The 18,760-nt window shown below is 37.1% G+C and carries 17 protein-coding genes; 16 read left to right on the forward strand and 1 reads right to left on the reverse strand.

Going from position 1 to position 18,760, the window contains the following annotated elements:
- Positions 1–21: 21 nt before the first annotated feature.
- Positions 22–720, reverse strand: a complete 699-nt coding sequence (locus AC6UD8_RS02710) for an HAD family hydrolase (protein WP_500693853.1) — start codon at positions 718–720, stop codon at positions 22–24.
- Between the two features lie 220 nt (positions 721–940).
- Between AC6UD8_RS02710 and rpsB the strand changes: the two genes are divergently transcribed.
- The 16 genes from rpsB (at position 941) to rbfA (ending at position 18,721) form a co-directional block, all read left to right on the forward strand.
- A complete protein-coding gene (rpsB, locus tag AC6UD8_RS02715; RefSeq protein WP_500693852.1) occupies positions 941–1,696 on the forward strand; it encodes a 30S ribosomal protein S2 in 756 nt (251 codons plus the stop codon).
- Between the two features lie 80 nt (positions 1,697–1,776).
- On the forward strand, positions 1,777–2,658 hold the full coding sequence (gene tsf, locus AC6UD8_RS02720; protein WP_500695752.1) for a translation elongation factor Ts: 882 nt from the start codon (positions 1,777–1,779) through the stop codon (positions 2,656–2,658).
- 127 nt (positions 2,659–2,785) lie between these two features.
- A complete protein-coding gene (gene pyrH, locus AC6UD8_RS02725) occupies positions 2,786–3,508 on the forward strand; it encodes a UMP kinase (RefSeq protein WP_500695573.1) in 723 nt (240 codons plus the stop codon).
- Position 3,509: 1 nt separating this feature from the next.
- A complete protein-coding gene (gene frr, locus AC6UD8_RS02730) occupies positions 3,510–4,073 on the forward strand; it encodes a ribosome recycling factor (RefSeq protein WP_500693850.1) in 564 nt (187 codons plus the stop codon).
- 20 nt (positions 4,074–4,093) lie between these two features.
- Positions 4,094–4,507: a hypothetical protein gene (locus AC6UD8_RS02735; protein WP_500693849.1), complete on the forward strand. Its 414-nt coding sequence runs from the start codon at positions 4,094–4,096 to the stop codon at positions 4,505–4,507.
- A 53-nt stretch (positions 4,508–4,560) separates the two neighbouring features.
- Complete coding sequence (gene uppS, locus AC6UD8_RS02740; protein ID WP_500693848.1) at positions 4,561–5,298, forward strand: undecaprenyl pyrophosphate synthase; 738 nt, start codon at positions 4,561–4,563, stop codon at positions 5,296–5,298.
- Positions 5,299–5,308: 10 nt separating this feature from the next.
- The gene (locus tag AC6UD8_RS02745) at positions 5,309–6,097 is read left to right on the forward strand and encodes a phosphatidate cytidylyltransferase (RefSeq protein WP_500693847.1); all 789 of its coding nucleotides are present in this window, start codon (positions 5,309–5,311) and stop codon (positions 6,095–6,097) included.
- 24 nt (positions 6,098–6,121) lie between these two features.
- Entirely contained in the window at positions 6,122–7,393 is a 1,272-nt protein-coding gene (gene rseP / locus AC6UD8_RS02750) for an RIP metalloprotease RseP (RefSeq protein ID WP_500699433.1), read from the forward strand.
- Positions 7,394–7,411: 18 nt separating this feature from the next.
- Positions 7,412–9,118, forward strand: coding sequence for a proline--tRNA ligase (locus tag AC6UD8_RS02755; protein WP_500693845.1), 1,707 nt, complete (start codon positions 7,412–7,414; stop codon positions 9,116–9,118).
- Between the two features lie 55 nt (positions 9,119–9,173).
- Positions 9,174–13,484, forward strand: coding sequence for a PolC-type DNA polymerase III (locus tag AC6UD8_RS02760; protein ID WP_500723562.1), 4,311 nt, complete (start codon positions 9,174–9,176; stop codon positions 13,482–13,484).
- A 117-nt stretch (positions 13,485–13,601) separates the two neighbouring features.
- Positions 13,602–14,075, forward strand: a complete 474-nt coding sequence (gene rimP, locus AC6UD8_RS02765) for a ribosome maturation factor RimP (RefSeq protein ID WP_500699435.1) — start codon at positions 13,602–13,604, stop codon at positions 14,073–14,075.
- A 13-nt stretch (positions 14,076–14,088) separates the two neighbouring features.
- Entirely contained in the window at positions 14,089–15,201 is a 1,113-nt protein-coding gene (gene nusA / locus AC6UD8_RS02770) for a transcription termination factor NusA (protein WP_500699436.1), read from the forward strand.
- Positions 15,202–15,220: 19 nt separating this feature from the next.
- A complete protein-coding gene (rnpM, locus tag AC6UD8_RS02775) occupies positions 15,221–15,523 on the forward strand; it encodes an RNase P modulator RnpM (RefSeq protein WP_500695579.1) in 303 nt (100 codons plus the stop codon).
- Complete coding sequence (locus tag AC6UD8_RS02780) at positions 15,510–15,809, forward strand: L7Ae/L30e/S12e/Gadd45 family ribosomal protein (protein ID WP_500693840.1); 300 nt, start codon at positions 15,510–15,512, stop codon at positions 15,807–15,809. The genes rnpM and AC6UD8_RS02780 overlap by 14 nt, the downstream gene beginning before the upstream one ends.
- A gap of 23 nt (positions 15,810–15,832) precedes the next feature.
- On the forward strand, positions 15,833–18,346 hold the full coding sequence (infB, locus tag AC6UD8_RS02785; RefSeq protein WP_500699437.1) for a translation initiation factor IF-2: 2,514 nt from the start codon (positions 15,833–15,835) through the stop codon (positions 18,344–18,346).
- A gap of 21 nt (positions 18,347–18,367) precedes the next feature.
- The gene (gene rbfA / locus AC6UD8_RS02790) at positions 18,368–18,721 is read left to right on the forward strand and encodes a 30S ribosome-binding factor RbfA (RefSeq protein WP_500693838.1); all 354 of its coding nucleotides are present in this window, start codon (positions 18,368–18,370) and stop codon (positions 18,719–18,721) included.
- Positions 18,722–18,760 lie beyond the last annotated feature (39 nt).

Here is an 18,760-nt window from a genome sequence, read left to right on the forward strand (position 1 = left end):
ACTTCATATGAAGTGCGCTTTTTATTTTGATAGAGCCTTTAAAAGTTCACAAAGCTCATTTTGAGAAGTTACCGTTTGATCTGGGACAAAGTTTGTTTCTGGGACGGATCGTTTGCGGTGATTGAACCAAAAGGCATGCCAACCAGCTCGCTTGGCTGAAATGATGTCACCAGTAAATGAATCGCCAATGTAAGCTACTTCGGATGGTCTGACATCTAATCTATGATTCATAACGGTAAAAATTTTAGGATCCGGTTTTAACATGCCAACTGACTCTGAAGCAATGATGTAATTAGGATCAATGTAATCATCTAATCCAAGGATCTTTAGTTCGTTATTTAAGAATTGACTGGATCCGTTAGCAATAATTCCAATTTTTAAATCATTTGACAACATTTGGATTGTCTTTAAAAGATCGTGATAAGATGAAATTTCTTTAATACAAGTTAGATAGTTTTTCTTAAAATGTTTAATTTCTTCTTTATCCGGATCAAGATCGTTAACACCATTTTTGATGTTTTGATAAACTAGTTCATTTTGCTTGTAAGTCCCAGACATTATATTGGAATAAACTAAGGGACTTTGAATTTGAAAATTTTTAAATGAAGTAGCTGAGTCAATAATTGGATGATTAGGGAACGTCTTAAAAAAGGCCTCTTCTGAAACCCGCTTTTGATCATACAATGTGTCGTCGACGTCAAATACGACAGCTTTTATCATTTAAACTCCTCCTCAGATAAATAAAACCGTAACACATTTTTAATATTATACGCAAGATTTGATTAAATCTCAAAATATTATTGTTATTTACGTTGATATTTTGTATACTAATCCTTGGTGTTAATTACCAATACACACCTAGAAGGTTTTGTAAGGCGGTGCTCATTTGAGTTCCTTGCATAATTCTAGGGAGGAAAAAACTTTTATATGGAGGCTAATTATGGCTGTAGTTACAATGAAACAATTACTTGAGGCTGGTGTTCATTTCGGTCACCAAACTCGTCGTTGGAATCCTAAGATGAAGAAATACATTTTTACTGAACGTAATGGTATTTATATCATCGATTTACAAAAGACGGTTAAGTGCATTGACCGTGCTTACAACTTTATGAAGGATGAAGCAGCAAATGATGCTGTAATTCTTTTTGTTGGTACTAAGAAACAAGCTCAAGATTCAATTGAAGAAGAAGCAAAACGTGCTGGTGTTTACTACGTTAACCATCGTTGGTTAGGTGGTACTCTTACCAACTGGAACACGATTCAAAAACGAATTAAGTACTTGAAGAAACTTAAAAAGATGGCTCAAGATGGCACTTTTGAACGTTTACCAAAGAAGGAAGTTGCTTTGCTTAAGAAGCAAACCGACAAACTTGAAAGATTCTTAGGCGGTATCGAAGATATGCCTAAGATTCCGGATGTAATGTTCATCGTTGATCCACATAAGGAACAAATTGCTTTGCATGAAGCTCAAAAGCTCAATATTCCGGTTGTAGCAATGGTAGATACTAATACTGATCCTGATGGAATTGATTATGTTATTCCTTCTAATGATGATGCAATTCGTGCCATCAGATTGATTACTTCAACAATGGCTGATGCTATTATTGAGGGTAAACAGGGTGAAGATGAAGTTAGCGAAAAAGATTTTGATAAAAATGCTGACCAAAAAGATGAAAAATCCGAAGAAACTAAATAATTAAAGTGATAGGCTGACTTTTGTTTAGACCCTTTTGGCCTAATTTAAGTCAGTTTTTTATTAAAACAAAGGAGATCACAATTATGGCAAAAGTAACTGCTAAACAAGTTAAAGAGTTACGTGACAAGACTAGTGCTGGTATGATGGATGCTAAGAAGGCTTTAGTTGCCGCCGATGGTGATGAAAAGAAAGCCATTGATATTCTTAGAGAAAATGGGGTTGCAAAGGCTGAAAAGAAGAGTGGAAAGGTGGCTGCCAGTGGCCTCACTCGAGTTGTTGTTCATGATAACAAGGCTGCGATCGTTGAAATTAACTCGCAAACGGACTTTGTTGCCAGCAATGATGACTTTAAGGATTTGATTGATGCTGTTGCTGATGCAATTGCTTTAAATCAGCCTAAAGATTTAGATGCAGCAATGAAACTTGAATTAAACGATGGGACCGTCGAAGATGCCATCATTAATACCACCCAAGTTACTGGTGAAAAAATCAAATTGCGTCGTTTCAAGACCTTTAATAAAAATGATGATGATAGTTTTGGCTTTTATCTTCATAATGGTGGAGAAATTGGTGCTTTGGTTGAACTTCAAGGTGGAGATGACAATACTGCTAAGGATGTTGCCATGCATGTTGCTGCTGAAAACCCAGAATTCTTAACTCAAGATGAAATTCCTTCAGATCGGTTGCAGCATGAACGTGAAGTTCTTAAAAAGGAAGCTCTAAGTGAGGGTAAACCTGAAAAGATCGTTGAAAAGATGGTTGATGGGCGTTTAAAGAAATTCTTAGCTCAAATTAGTTTAGCTGATCAACCTTTTGTTAAGGATCCTGATATGTCTGTTCAACAATATGTTGAATCAAATAATGGTAAACTAAAAGGCTTTGTTCGATATGAAGTTGGTGAAGGTATTGAACAAGATACTCAAAGTTTTGCTGATGAAGTTAAACAACAAATGAATCAATAATATTTCAGCAAAAAGTCAGTGTTAAATGCACTGGCTTTTTTGTTATACCTAACTTCAGGGCACTGTTGTTATACGTTAATATATGCTAAAATTATCGTAGTTAATTTATATTGTTGGAGGAAATCTGATGGCAGATTTAAAGTACAAACGGATCGTTTTAAAGTTAAGCGGTGAAGCTCTTGCTGGTGATAAAGGATTTGGAATTAATCCCCCCGTTATCAAGACGATTGCTGAAGAAATTAGAGATGTTTATAACTTAGGGATTCAAATTGCCATCGTTGTCGGTGGTGGAAACATGTGGCGTGGTGAAGCTGGTGAAGAAATGGGAATGGAAAGATCTCAAGCCGATTATATTGGGATGCTTTCGACCATTATGAACGGTTTAGCCTTACAGGATAACCTTGAATCAGTGGATGTTCCGACTAGGCTTCAAACATCGATTGAAATGAAGCAAATTGCAGAACCCTACATTCGGCGTAAAGCAGTTCGCCACTTAGAGAAGGGACGAATTGTGATTTTTTCCGGAGGTACTGGTAATCCGTACTTTTCAACTGATACTACGGCAGTCCTCCGTGCTGCTGAAATTGACGCTGATGCCATTTTAATGGCAAAAAACGGAGTTGACGGAATTTACTCAGCTGATCCTAAAACCGATCCCAATGCTAAAAAGTATGAGAAATTAACGCAAATGGATATCATTAACAAAGGCTTACATGTTATGGATACTACTGCAAGCTCACTTTCGATGGATAATAATATCCCGTTAGTGGTATTCAATTTAAATAAGCCTGGCAATATCAAGAAGGTTGTTCAAGGTGATAAAATTGGAACAATCGTGGAAGGAAAATAATATGCCTAGTTCAAATGAAATTATTGACACAACTAAGTCAAAAATGAAAAAAGCAGAGGAAGCCTTACAGCGGGAACTTGGAAACATCCGAGCTGGTAGTGCTAATGCTAGTTTATTAAGTCCGGTTAGAGTTAACTATTATGGGGCATCAACGCCATTAAACCAAGTCGCTTCAATCTCAATTCCAGAACCGCGTGTAATTTTAATTACACCTTATGATAAGAGTTCGTTAAAGGACATCGAGCATGGTATTTTAGAGGCTGACCTTGGAATTAATCCGATGAATGATGGTGACAATATTCGAATTGTGATCCCACAGTTGACAGAAGATCGTCGAAAAGAAATTGCGAAAAAAGTTAAAGCAACTGGTGAAGAAAGTAAAGTAGCAGTTAGAAATGTTCGTCGTGATGGCATGGACGCTGCTAAACGGGGTAACAAAGATGGTGATTTTACGGATGACGAGTCTCATAATTTGGAGGACAAAATTCAAAAAATCACTGATAAGTCAATTTCTGAAGTGGAAGACATTATCTCGAAAAAGGAAGACGAGATTCTTAATGGTTAATAAAATGAGGAGTTTTTCTAATGGCTGATGATAATGATAACGAAAAAGAAGTAACACCGGGCACACCTGAGTTTGATCACATGGCATTTCGTTTGAAACAGCCAGTTAACGAAGGGAACCTGCGTGCACTGGACTATGATGGTAATCAATTACAGAAAATTCAAGATAATGTGTACGTGATGCCCGCTTATATTAATGATGACTTTAACTTATTTTTTGTAGTTTCTCCCTTGATCGAAAATGACTGGATTATTGCTTTCTCAAAAGCGACGATTGAGAATGGAAACGAGATTACAGATCTGTCAGAGCCAATCCCAACGGGTGAGGGATTGAATCAACTCGGGGAACAGAGCCCAGAAGACGCTAATAAGATTTTAAAGTATTTTAATACTTTGGTTGACGCAGGTCGTGGAGAATGGAAATTAGTAAAGTAAAAGGATGAGGATTCTCTCATCCTTTATTTATGTAAAAGTATTGAGGTACTCAAATGACTAACGAACTGGATATAAAAAACATTCCTAATCATATTGCAATAATTATGGATGGAAACGGGCGCTGGGCAAAAAAAAGACACTTACCTAGAATTGCTGGCCATAAACGCGGAATGGAAGTAGTAAAAGATATTACTACCAAAGCAAGTAATCTTGGGGTTAAAGTATTAACGTTATACGCATTCTCTACGGAAAACTGGAAGCGACCCGCAAAGGAAGTTGGCTACTTGATGAGTTTGCCAGCTAAATTTTTTGATGATTTTGTTCCGAGCCTCATTAAACACAATGTTAAGGTTACGACAATTGGTGACATTTCTGGATTACCTAAAAGAACCCAAAAAGCAGTTTATGACGCAATTGATGATACTAAGGATTGTACCGGGATGGTTTTGAATTTTGCTTTAAATTACGGTAGTCGTGACGAGATTGTGCGTGGCGTTAAGGAAATTGCGCAAAATGTAAAAAGAGGTAATATAAATGTTGATGAAATTTCTGATCAGACAATTTCAGATCATTTGATGACCGCTTTTTTGGGTGAATATTCTGATCCTGATTTATTGATTCGAACTAGTGGTGAAGAACGGATTTCTAATTTTTTGTTATGGCAAATTGCGTACAGTGAATTAGAGTTTGTTGATCAGTACTGGCCTGATTTCACACCTGCTGATCTAGAAAAAACAATTATACAATTTCAACAGCGTCACCGTCGATTTGGTGGTTTGGACGCAAAATAGGAGATTTATTATGAAGCAGAGAATTATCACAGCGGTTATTGCTTTGATTATTTTTATACCGATTATCATTGCTGGTGGAATATGGATTGATTTAGCCGCTATCGTGTTAGGTTTGATTGCTCTAGCAGAAATTTTTATTATGAAAAAACGACTTTTAGTGTCTCCAGAGACACTAATTGCGTTTGTTGCGACAATTGCTATGATTATCCCGACAAACTGGTTATCATTTTTACCATTGTGGATTAAGCCTCCATTTGCAATTTACATTTTAATAATGTTATTGATGTTATTTACCGTATTTTCTAAAAATAAGTTCAATTTTGATGACGCTGGAGTCTTTACCTTGGCAATTTTGTACATTGGGTTTGGATTTCATTACTTTATTGAAGCCCGGACTGATGGATTAACAACCCTGTTGTACGCTCTATTTATTGTGTGGTTAACTGATTCTGGTGCCTACTTTTTTGGAAGGGCATTTGGAAAGCACAAATTGGCACCTCATATTTCTCCTAATAAGACTTGGGAGGGATCGATTGGCGGTACAGCACTAGCAGCCATTTTGTGTACAATCTTTGTCTGCTTTTTCCCAATTGATGGGATTGGTACTGTAAGTATGTTCTTTATTACGATTGTTCTTTCCATTTTTGGTCAATTTGGTGATTTAGTTGAGTCAGCTTTAAAGCGTTATTATGGAGTTAAGGATTCCGGCAAGATTTTGCCAGGCCACGGTGGAATATTAGATCGATTCGATAGTTTATTATTTGTTCTACCACTACTACATTTATTTGGAATTGTGTAATATCTGGAAGGGACTGGGTCTTTATTGTTAATTACAATCATTAGTTTCATAATCATTTTTGGAATATTAGTTTTTGTTCATGAATTTGGTCATTTTATCGTGGCTAAAATGTCAGGAATCATGGTCCGTGAATTTTCAATTGGAATGGGTCCCAAGTTGTTTTACTATCGACATAATCACACGACTTATACACTACGATTACTGCCTATTGGTGGATATGTTCGAATGGCTGGAAGTAGTGATGATGAGGATGAAGAAATTCAGCCAGGGACTCCAGTTCGGCTTCAAACTAATAGCAAAGGTGTTGTTACTAGAATTGATTTGAGTAATAAAAGCCAACTGTTTCAAGGAATACCACTAGATGTGTCGGGATCCGATCTAGAAGGGGGTCTCTGGATTGAAGGATACGAAAATGGTGATGATTCTGAGAAAAAAAAGTTTTCTGTTGATCACGATGCTACTATTATTGAAAAAGATGGGATCGAGGTTCAAATCGCGCCGGTTGACGTTCAATTTCAGTCAGCACTCTTGTATAAACGACTTTTGGTAAATTGCGCGGGAATTTTTAACAACGTTGTCTTGGCAATTTTGGCATTTATGCTTTTGTCCTTCATGCAAGGTGGAGTTCCTAATAACTCAAACAGGGTTAACCTGTCGCCACAAGTTTCAATTGCGAAAAAAGCTGGTCTGCAAAATAATAGTAATATTTTGGCTGTTGATGGTCACAAAACCAACACGTGGAATGATATCGGCACGTTGATTCAGAAGCGCCCAGATAAAAAAGTAACTTTAACGGTTAAGCATGATGGAAAAGTTAAAAATATTTCAATGACGACTGAAGCCAAAACCATTCAGAAGCAAAAAGTTGGTATGATTGGAGTTCAGCAGGCGATGGACACTAGCTTTTCAGCTAAGTTGTTTTCTGGATTTACTCGAACCTGGGATATGACAACTGAATTGTTTGGTGTGTTGGGTTCAATGTTTACCCATTTTTCTTTAAATGACTTAGGTGGTCCAGTTGCCATTTTTGCGGAGACGTCTAACGCATCCAAGGGCGGTTTTTTAGGACTGTTGAGCTTTTTAGCATTTTTATCCATTAATTTAGCCATTGTAAATGTGTTACCAATTCCAGCCTTGGATGGTGGTAAAATATTATTAAATATTGTGGAAGCAATTAGAAGAAAACCAGTTTCGGAAAAAACGGAAACGATCATTACGCTCATTGGTTTTGCCATTCTGATAGTATTGATGGTACTGGTAACTTGGAATGATATTGAGCGATACTTTATTCGATAAAACTTTAGGGGTTATAAAATGAAACAGTCAAAATTATTGATACCAACTTTAAAACAAGATCCAGCGGGAGCTGAAGCTCTTAGTCATAAAATGCTAGTTCGATCTGGATTCGTTAGGCAGGTTTCGGCAGGTATGTATGCATATTTACCACTGGCATATCGCGTGCTTGAAAACATCAAAAAAATTGTTCGTGAAGAATTAGATAAAACCGATGCAGCAGAAATGTTGATGCCCACAGTTATTCCAGCTAAATTATGGAAAGATTCGGGTAGATATGACACTTATGGTCCCGAACTATTTAAATTTAAAAATCGACATGATACGGATTTTATTTTGGGTCCTACACATGAAGAAACTTTTACAGATCTAATTAAAAATAATATCAAATCATATAAAAAGCTTCCTTTAATTTTATATCAAATTCAACCTAAGTATCGTGATGAAGATCGGCCACGTTATGGATTGTTGCGTAGTCGAGAGTTTATTATGCTCGATGTCTATTCCTTTTCTGAAGATGATGATGATTTGGATAAGATTTATAAACAAATGGAAGCAGCGTTTCAGAGAATTTTTGACCGGATTGGGTTAAATTATCGGACCATCATTGGTGATTCTGGGTCAATGGGTGGCTCCGATTCAAAAGAATTTTCTGCTCCTGCTGCGGTTGGTGAAGATACGATTGTCTATTCGGATGATAGTGATTATGCTGCTAATCTGGAGATGGCAACGAATATGTTTGTTGATCAAAAGGGACATCAAGAATTAAATGATTTGGAATTAGTTGACACTCCAGATGTTAATAACATTAATCAAGTTAGTAAGTTCTTTGATGTTGAAAAAGATCAGATTATTAAAAGTTTACTTTATATCGTTGATGGTAAGCCAGTAATGATTTTGATTCGGGGAGACCAAAAAATTAATCCAACAAAGGTTAAGAATTATTTTGATGCTGATTCGGCAGAACTTGCTAGCCCAACTGAGGTTTCTAAATACTTAGACGTTAAACCTGGATCGGTTGGACCAATTAATGTTCCAGATGACGTTTCTGTTTATGCTGATCAGTATGTTAAAGGTATTAGTAATGGTGTTACTGGGGCTAACAAAAACGGGAAGCATTATAAAAACGTTAATTACGACCGTGATTACCAAGTAAAAGACTTTGGGGATTTTCATTTAGTTAAAGAAGGAGACATTTCTCCTGATGGTAGCGGAGTATTGAAGTTTACCAAGGGAATTGAAATTGGTCATATTTTCAAATTGGGAACACGATATTCCAAAACATTGGGTGCTGATATTCTCGATCAGAATGGTCGTAATATCCCGGTTGTCATGGGCTCATATGGAATTGGTGTCAGTCGTTTGTTGTCGGCAGTTTCAGAGCAGCAAGCTGATCAAAATGGATTAGTTTGGCCAAAAGAAATTGCTCCATATGATGTTCATGTTATCCCAACGAATGTTAAAAATGATGAGCAATTAGAGATGACATCTTCAATTGAAAAAGAATTGGAATCAAAAGGACTATCTGTTTTGGTTGATGATAGAAAGGAACGTGCCGGGGTTAAGTTTGCTGATTCTGATCTTATTGGAATTCCAATTCGGGTTACAATCGGCAAAAAGGCGGATGAAGGAATTGTAGAAGTTAAAATTCGTAAAACTGGCGAAACGATTGAGACTAAACAAGATGATTTAAGTAATACAATTGATATTTTGTCTAAAGAGATTTAAATTAAAGACCAGGTTTTAACTGGTCTTTTTTAAACTAATGAAAGAGAGGATCAAAGTGAGTTTAAATAAAAAAGAATTATTTAGTAAATTACTTCAGCAAATTAAATTAGAAGATTCAGCTGATCAATCTTACTTTCAAAATGCTGAAATTGACAAAATCGATGTCCATCAGAAATCAAATCGATGGCATTTTCATTTGGTACTACCAGAGATTATGCCTTACGAAAAGTTTATAGAATTTTTTCATCATTTGTGTGTGGCCTTCGATGGGATTGCTAAGGTAGATTTCGAGATTAAAACTAAGAATAGTGGTTTTGATAATCGTAAGCTTGGTGATTATTGGCAATGGGTTGTAAATCACGCTGGAATTACTTCAAATTTAACGCATGAATTATGTAATAATAATTTACCAAAACTGATTGATGATCGAGTTACCTTTCTTGCTGAAAATGAAATCGTCAAAGATTTTCTAAATGGTAATGCTTTGGGACCAATTGAATCAACTTATCAAAGAGTTGGATTTCCTAAATTTTCCATTCATACCATGATTGATACTACAGCATCTCAAGAAAAAATAGATGATTTAAAGAAAAAGAAACAACAACGTGACGTTGAGTTGGCTCAAAAGGCGATGCAGGCTCTAAAGAATTCATCAGGCAAATCACATCCAAGTAAGCATTCTAAAATGATTGGAAAGAAAATCAAAGATGATGTTGATATTACTAAGATGGTGGACATAACCGAAGAGGAACGTTCCGCCGTAGTTAGTGGATATGTTTTTGATAAAGAAATTCGATCATTACGATCTGGCCGCCAATTGATGATTTTAAAGGTTACTGATTATTCTTCGTCAATTGTTGTTAAAAAATTCTCCAAAAATGATGACGAAGAACAAGAATTTGCATCATTAAATGTAGGAGATTGGGTTAAAGTTCGTGGAAGCATTCAAGAAGATAACTACTCTCATGAATTGACACTTAATGCTTATGATATTAATCCAATTAAACACGAAGAAAGAAAAGATACTGCCCCTGAAAATAAAAAAAGGGTTGAGCTGCACTTACACTCTAACATGAGCCAGATGGACGCTACTAATTCGATTAGTGATTATGTTAGTCGCGCCAAAAAATGGGGTCATCCCGCAATTGCCATTACTGATCACGACGACGTGCAATCCTTTCCGGATGCCTATCATGCTGCAGTTGATAACGATATTAAAATGATTTATGGAATGGAAGCAAATGTCGTTGATGATGGTGAACCAATTGCTTATAACGATAAACATGTTGCTTTAAAGGATGCTACATACGTTGTCTTTGACGTTGAGACCACTGGTTTATCAGCAATTTACGATAAGATTATCGAACTTTCGGCTGTAAAGATGCAAAATAACAATGTGATTGAACAGTTTGAGGAGTTCATTGATCCTGGTTTCCCATTGTCTGAACAAACTACCAATTTAACTTCAATTACCAATGATATGGTGGCTGGTTCTAAGTCTGAAGAAGAAGTCTTTAAGTTGTTCCGTGAGTTTTGTGGTGATGCAATCATTGTAGGACATAACGTTACTTTTGATATTGGGTTCATGAATACTGGTTACGAACGCCATGACATGAGTAGGATTAGTAATCCAATTATTGATACTTTGACGTTGGCACGTTTTCTGTATCCTAATTTTAAGAGTTATCGATTAAACACGTTAGCTAAAAAGTTTGACGTTTCATTAGAGCACCATCACCGTGCGATTTATGATGCAGAATCAACTGGTCATTTAAATTATCTTTTTTTAAAAGAGGCTGAAGATAAATATAACATTCAGTACCACGATCAACTTAATGATCATATGGAGGAGCATGATGCTTATAAGCATGCTCGTCCATTCCATGCTATTATTTTGGCGAAAACTCAAGCCGGTTTAAAGAATCTGTTTAAGCTGGTATCACTTGCTCATGTTGATTATTATTATCGGGTTCCTCGAATTCCTAGGAGTCAGCTTAAGAAGTTTCGGGATGGTCTATTGATTGGATCGGCCTGTTCGAGTGGCGAAGTGTTCACAGCGATGATGCAAAAGGGTAAAAAAGAGGCACTTGATAAGGCTAAGTTTTACGATTATCTTGAAGTTCAGCCTCAAGCAGCGTATCAGCCACTAATCGATCAAGGATTAATTAGTGATCGGGGTAAGTTACAAGAAATTATTAGTAATATGTATGAAATTGCCCATGAGCTAGACATTCCGTTAGTAGCAACTGGTGACGCTCACTATCTTGATCCTCATGATTATATTTATCGTAAGATCTTGATTAATTCTCAAGGCGGAGCTAACCCACTGAATCGCCAAGAATTACCCGATCTCCATTTTCGGACCACTGATGAAATGTTGAAAGATTTTAATTTTCTGGGTGAAGATAAAGCTGAAGAAATTGTAGTTGATAATACTAATAAAATTGCTTCCGAAATTAATGACGTAAAACCCTTAAAAGACAAGTTGTATACACCAAAAATGGAGGGTGCTAAGGACGAAATTAGAGATCGAACGATGAATACAGCGCATCGTTTGTATGGCAATCCGCTTCCTGAAATTGTCCAGAAGCGTCTTGATAAAGAACTAAAAAGTATCATTGGAAACGGCTTCTCTGTTATTTATTTAATTGCTCAAAGGTTAGTTTCTAAAAGTAACAAGGATGGATATTTAGTAGGTTCTAGGGGCTCAGTTGGATCGAGTTTAGTTGCCACTATGTCTGGAATTACTGAAGTTAATCCACTTCCTCCCCATTATCGTTGTCCTAAATGTCAGTACTCGCAATTTTTCACTAAAGGTGAATATAGTTCTGGATTTGATTTACCACATAAAAAGTGTCCGAAGTGTGGAACAGTTATGGTTGGTGATGGGCACAACATCCCCTTTGAAACTTTCTTAGGATTTAAGGGAAATAAGGTCCCTGATATTGATTTAAATTTTTCTGGAGACTACCAACCAATTGCGCATAATTATACCAAGGTTCTGTTCGGTGAAAAGAATGTATATCGGGCCGGAACAATTGGAACCGTTGCTGATAAAACAGCTTACGGATACGTAAAGGATTATGAACGGGACACCGGCAAACGTTTTCGAAATGCTGAAATTGATCGACTTTCTAAGGGTGCAACTGGTGTTAAAAGAACTACTGGACAGCATCCGGCAGGAATCATTGTTGTTCCAGATTACATGGATATTTATGATTTCACTCCAATACAATATCCGGCCGAAGATCAAAATGCGGCATGGAAAACGACTCATTTTGACTTTCATTCCATCCATGATAATATTTTAAAAATTGATATTTTGGGACATGATGATCCAACGATGATCAGAATGCTTCAAGATTTATCAGGAGTTGATCCGACAACGATTCCAATGGATGATCCGGGTGTGATGTCATTGTTTGCTAGTCCTAAGATTCTTGGTGTGAGTCCTGAACAAATTTTTTCAAAGACAGGGACACTTGGAATTCCTGAATTTGGGACGCGTTTTGTGCGGGGAATGCTTGAAGAAACTAAACCAAGTAATTTTTCTGAATTATTGCAAATCTCTGGGTTGTCACACGGGACCGATGTTTGGTTAGGAAATGCTGAAGAACTGATTAAGGATGGGACGGCTACCATTGCGAATGTGATTGGATGTCGTGATAATATCATGACCGACTTGATTAACTGGGGGTTAGATTCAGAAACCTCATTCCAGGTCATGGAACAAGTTAGACATGGTCGCGGAATTAAGGATGAGTGGCAGGATAAGATGACAGACGTTGGTGTTCCGCAGTGGTACATTGATTCTTGTTTAAAGATTAAGTATATGTTTCCGCGAGCTCATGCGGCTGCTTATGTGTTAATGGCACTAAGAGTGGCTTACTTTAAAGTCTATTTTCCACTAGTTTACTATGCCGCTTACTTTTCTGTTCGGGCTGATGATTTTGACATTGTGGCTATGAGTCATGGAAAAGAAGCAGTTAAATCAAGCATTAAGGCAATCAACGATAAAGGGACCGAAGCATCCACTAAAGAGAAAAATCTTTTGACTGTTTTGGAAATTGCCAATGAAATGTTGGAGCGGGGCTATGAATTTGAGATGGTCGATATTAATCGCTCGGACGCTTCTGAGTGGTTAATTGATGGTAAAAAATTAATCGCACCATTTCGAGCAATTCCTGGACTAGGTTTAAACGTTGCTAAACAAATCGTGGCGGCTCGAGAAGATAAGCCATTTATTTCAAAGGAAGATCTTGCTAAACGTGGTAAAGTTTCTAAAACCATTATTGAATTTATGACCCAAAATGGAGTCTTAAGTGAATTACCCGATGAAAATCAGTTAAGTCTGTTTGATATCTAGGGCTTTTTGATATTATTTGGGTTATATGGTATAGTTATATCAGTAATAATAAACTCTTCTGATGAGTGAGCAGGGATGCTCGCTCTTTTTATTGGTATTTTTTAGGAGGTAAAGTATTTGAGCGAAGTTATTGATAGAGTTACTAAAACCGTTCAACCGATTTTAGATGATAACAATTTTTACCTTTATGACATTGAGTATGTTCAAGAGGGTGGAAGCTGGTATTTGCGAGTTTATATTGATAAAGACCAAGGAATTAGTTTGGATGACTGTGTTTTGGTTAGTGATCAGTTAAGTGAAAAACTTGATGAATTGGATCCAGATCCATTTGACGAACCATACTTCTTAGAGGTGTCTTCGCCAGGTGCTGAACGGCCATTAAAACGGGAGTCTGATTATCAAAATGCAATTGGTGATTATATCCACGTTTCTTTATATCAAAAACTCGATGGGAAAAAGTCTTTTGAGGGAACCCTCAAAAGTGTTGATGATGATAAATTAACGTTAGCAATTAAAGATAAAACGCGAATTAGTGAACTTGAAATTCCGCGAAAATTAATTTCAAAAGCTAGATTAGCAATTGAATTTTAGTTAGGAGATTAAAATGAGTAAAGAATTAGTAAGTGCGCTTGATCAACTTGAAAAAGAAAAGGGCGTAAAAAAAGAGGTTGTGATCGATGCCTTAGAAGCAGCATTGTCTTCGGCTTACAAACGTAACTTTGATCAGGCTCAGAACGTCGAAGTTAACTTCGACGAAAAAACTGGAAGTATTCATGTTTACGCTGTTAAAAAAGTAGTTGATAATGTTGAGGATCAACGGTTAGAAGTTAGCTTGGATGAAGCTTTAAAGATTAATAAAGGGTACGAGCTTGGTGACGAAATTAAGTTTGAAGTTACACCAAAGAACTTCGGAAGAATTGCTGCCCAAACCGCTAAACAAGTTATTACTCAAAGGGTTCGTGAAGCTGAACGTGAGACCGTTTATGACAAGTACAGTAAGTATCAAGATGAACTTGTAACTGCTGAAGTAGAACGTCAAGATAGTCGTTTTGTGTATATGAACCTTGGTCAAGTTGAGGCCGTGATGGCTAAAAATGATCAGATGCCAAATGAAACTTATCGTCCACAGGACAAGTTAAAAGTGTATGTTACAAACGTTGAAAATTCCTCAAAGGGACCACAAATTTTTGTAAGTCGAACTGCACCTGGAATGCTAAAACGACTCTTTGAACAAGAAGTTCCCGAAATTTATGATGGAACAGTTGAAATTGTCTCGATCGCAAGGGAGGCCGGCGACCGTGCTAAGGTGGCTGTTCGTTCTAATAGTTCTGATATTGATCCAGTGGGAACTAGTGTTGGACCTAGAGGAACCAGAGTGCAAACAATTGTAAATGAACTTGGTGGAGAAAATATGGACATTGTCCAATGGGATGAGAATCCAGCTGAGTACATTGCCAATGCATTGAAACCCGCTGACGTTATTGACGTTATTTTTAAAGATGGAGACGATCGTTCTTGCACCGTTGTTGTTCCAGACGACCAGTTGTCGTTAGCAATTGGGAAACGTGGTCAGAACGCACGGTTAGCCGCTAGACTGACTGGATACAAGATTGACATTAAATCCGAATCAGAAATGGATGGCACTGACGAAAGTGACAGTGAAGATAATCATTCTACTGATGATGTTTCATCAAATGAAGACGAAAACGAGGAATAATTTTTGAGGAGGTACTGTTATGAGAAAAAGAAAAGTGCCAATGCGAAAAGATGTGGTGTCGGGTGAAATGGCACCTAAACGACAATTAGTAAGAATTGTTCGTGATAAAGAGGGTAATGTGTCAGTCGACCCAACTGGGAAAAAATCTGGTCGAGGAGCTTACGTAAAAATTGACGTAACAATTGCCAAAAAAGCCAAGCGGGATAAAATCCTTGATCAAGTTTTTGATGTAACTTTAACAAATGATTTTTATGATGAACTTATTAGTTACGTCGACCATAAGCAGGCTCGACAGGAATTGATTGATAATGACAAATTATAATAAAGTCTTAAACTTATTGGGAATTGCAAGACGAGCTGGTAAAATAATCTCAGGTGAGGGGATTGTCTTGAATGCAATTAAAAAGGGACAGATTAATTACCTGTTTATTGCATCAGACTGTGGTGCAAGTACCAAAAAGAAGTTTCTCGATAAAAGTAAATTCTATGAAGTTCCAGTTAATACTGGTATGCTTAAAGATGATCTTAGCGACGCGATTGGGATGAAACGATCAATCGTAGCGATTAAGGATAAAGGATTTTCGAAAAAATTTAAAGAATTAAAATAATACAAGTAAAGGAGTGTGATTATATGGCCAAAAAAAGAATTTATGAATTAGCCAAAGAGCTTAATATACCTAGTAAACGTGTGATTGACACTGCTAAGTCAAATGGTTTTACGGTTAAAAACCATATGTCATCGCTTGATTCAAATCAGGAGAAGACCGTCCGAGGCGCGCTTAAGAATAGTCAGAAAGCGGCCAGTGGAAGTGAACAACGGCATGCTCCAGCAAAAAAGACTGCTGACTCCCATAACGGAAGTAATGGTCACAATACTTCAAAACATGAAAATGGTCAGAATAACAATCATTTTGGTAGAAGCAATCATTCTAACAATCAACATCGACCAAGTAATTCTGAACATAAACAAGTAAATAAACATCAAAATAATGGGCAAACAAGTAATCAGCGTCCAGAAAATGCTCATAGCAATGGTGTTCATACTAACGGTCAGCACGGGAATCAGAATTCAAGTAATCATTTTAATCACAACAATCATCAAAATAGTCAACATTCGCACACGAATAATAGTCAAAATGCGGCCCATGCGAATAGTAATCGTTCTACAACTGCAAATAATACAAGCAAGAAGCCGGTTAATAATACTTCTAAGCCACATAATAACGGAAGTGGAAAATTTGGTGGTAGTTTGAACCGCAACAAAAATAAAAAGGGCAAGAAGCGTAATAAGCGTCGCGATAATCGTTATAATATGTATTCTAAGAATCAACGAATTCGTCAGAATCACAAAAAGAATGCGGCGCCAACCCGTAAGAGTCGTCCATTACCTAAAGTTTTAATCTATCAGGATGGTATGAATGCGCAGGATCTTGGTAAGTTACTGCATCGGGAACCAGCAGAGATTGTTAAAAAATTATTTATGCTGGGAATGATGGTTAATCAGAATCAATCCTTGGATAAGGATGCCATTGAACTTCTTGCCACCGATTATGGGATCGAAGCTAAAGAAAAAGAAAATGTTAATGTATCAGATATTGACAAGTTCTTTAATGAAGAAGAGCATAATACCGATTACCAAGAAAGCCGTCCACCCGTTGTTACCATCATGGGACACGTTGATCATGGTAAAACCACGTTACTAGATTATCTTCGTCATTCACACATTACAGCAGGTGAAGCCGGTGGAATTACTCAAGCTATCGGTGCTTATCAGTTAAAACATGGCGATAAGACCATTACCTTCCTTGATACTCCAGGACATGCTGCTTTTACTGCCATGAGAGCTCGTGGTGCTGACATTACCGATGTGACTGTTTTGGTAGTAGCAGCTGATGATGGTGTTATGCCACAGACTGTTGAAGCAATTGATCATGCTAAAGCAGCGGGAACTCCAATTATTGTGGCAGTTAATAAAATTGATAAACCGAATGCCAATCCACAACATGTTAAAGAGCAATTGATGAACTATGGATTGGTTCCTGAAGATTTTGGTGGAGATACGATTTTTGTTGATATTTCTGCTAAAAATGGAACTAATGTTGATGAATTGTTAAATATGATCTTACTTCAGTCCGATGTGCTTGAACTTAAGGCTAATCCAAAACAAAATGGAGCTGGCTCAGTCGTTGAAGCAAGATTGGATAAGGGTAAGGGTCCTGTTGCTACCCTTTTGGTTCAACAAGGAACTTTGCACGTTGGGGATCCAATCGTTGTTGGTGACACTTTTGGTCGAGTTCGAACCATGACTAATGAGAACGGGAAAGAAATCAAGAATGCTAAACCATCAACTCCAGTTGAAATTACGGGGTTAAATGATGTTCCTGAAGCCGGTGATCGTTTTGTTGTCTTTAATGACGAAAAGACTGCTCGTGCTGCTGGAGAAGAACGAGCTAAAGAAGCCCAAATCGAAGAACGGAAGCAAAATAACCGTGTTACTCTTGATAACTTGTTTGATTCAATGAAACAAGAAGATATGAAACAGGTTAACGTAATTATTAAAGCTGATGTACAAGGATCAGTGGAAGCCTTAGCTGGAAGCCTCAAAAAAATCGATGTTGAGGGAGTTAAGGTTAACGTTATTCATGCCTCTGTTGGTGCGGTGAACGAAAGTGATGTTGCACTTGCTGAAGCAAGTAATGCCATCATCATTGGTTTTAATGTCCGTCCTACTCCGCAAGCTAAAGCTCAATCTGAAACTGATAAGGTTGATATTCGTCTTTATCAAGTTATCTATAACGCCATTGATGACGTGGAAGCTGCAATGAAAGGCATGCTTGATCCAACTTATGAAGAAGAAGTTACTGGTAATATTGAAGTAAGACAAATTTATAAAGCTTCTAAAGTTGGAACGATTGCTGGTGGAATGGTTCTTGATGGGTACGTAAAAAGTGATAGCAAAGTTCGTCTGATTAGAGATAATGTTGTGATTTATGATGGAGAGCTTGGTAGTCTAAAGCGTTTTAAAGATGATGTTAAAGAGGTTAAACAAGGCTTTGAGTGTGGTTTAACGATTGAAAACTATAATGACATTAAAGTTGGAGATAAAGTCGAAGCATACCACATGAAAGAAGTCCAACCTAAGTAGATACCGTAAGGAGTGATTGTCATGGCACAATATCGTGTTGGAAGACTACAGCAGGAAATTCAAAAAGAAGTCGACGATATTTTACTTAAGCGTGTTCGTGACCCACGAGTTCAAGGAGTAACTATTACTGGTGTTGAAGTTACTGGTGATTTGCAACAAGCTACGATTTATTACAGTAGTTTATCTGACAAGAAGTCTGAACAAGAAAAGGTTCAAAAGGGCTTGGATAAAGCAACTGGTTTAATTCGAGGCGAGTTAGGTCATCGGTTAAGTATCTACGTTACTCCAGAGATTCATTTTGAACGGGATGGATCCATTCAATACGGAAGTAAGATTGATCGTTTGATTGATAATTTAAATAAAAAAAATAAGTAAAAAATTGACTGGAAATATTTATTTCCGGTCTTTTTTGCG

The sequence above is a fragment of the Fructilactobacillus sp. X1R3C1 genome (assembly GCF_059901545.1).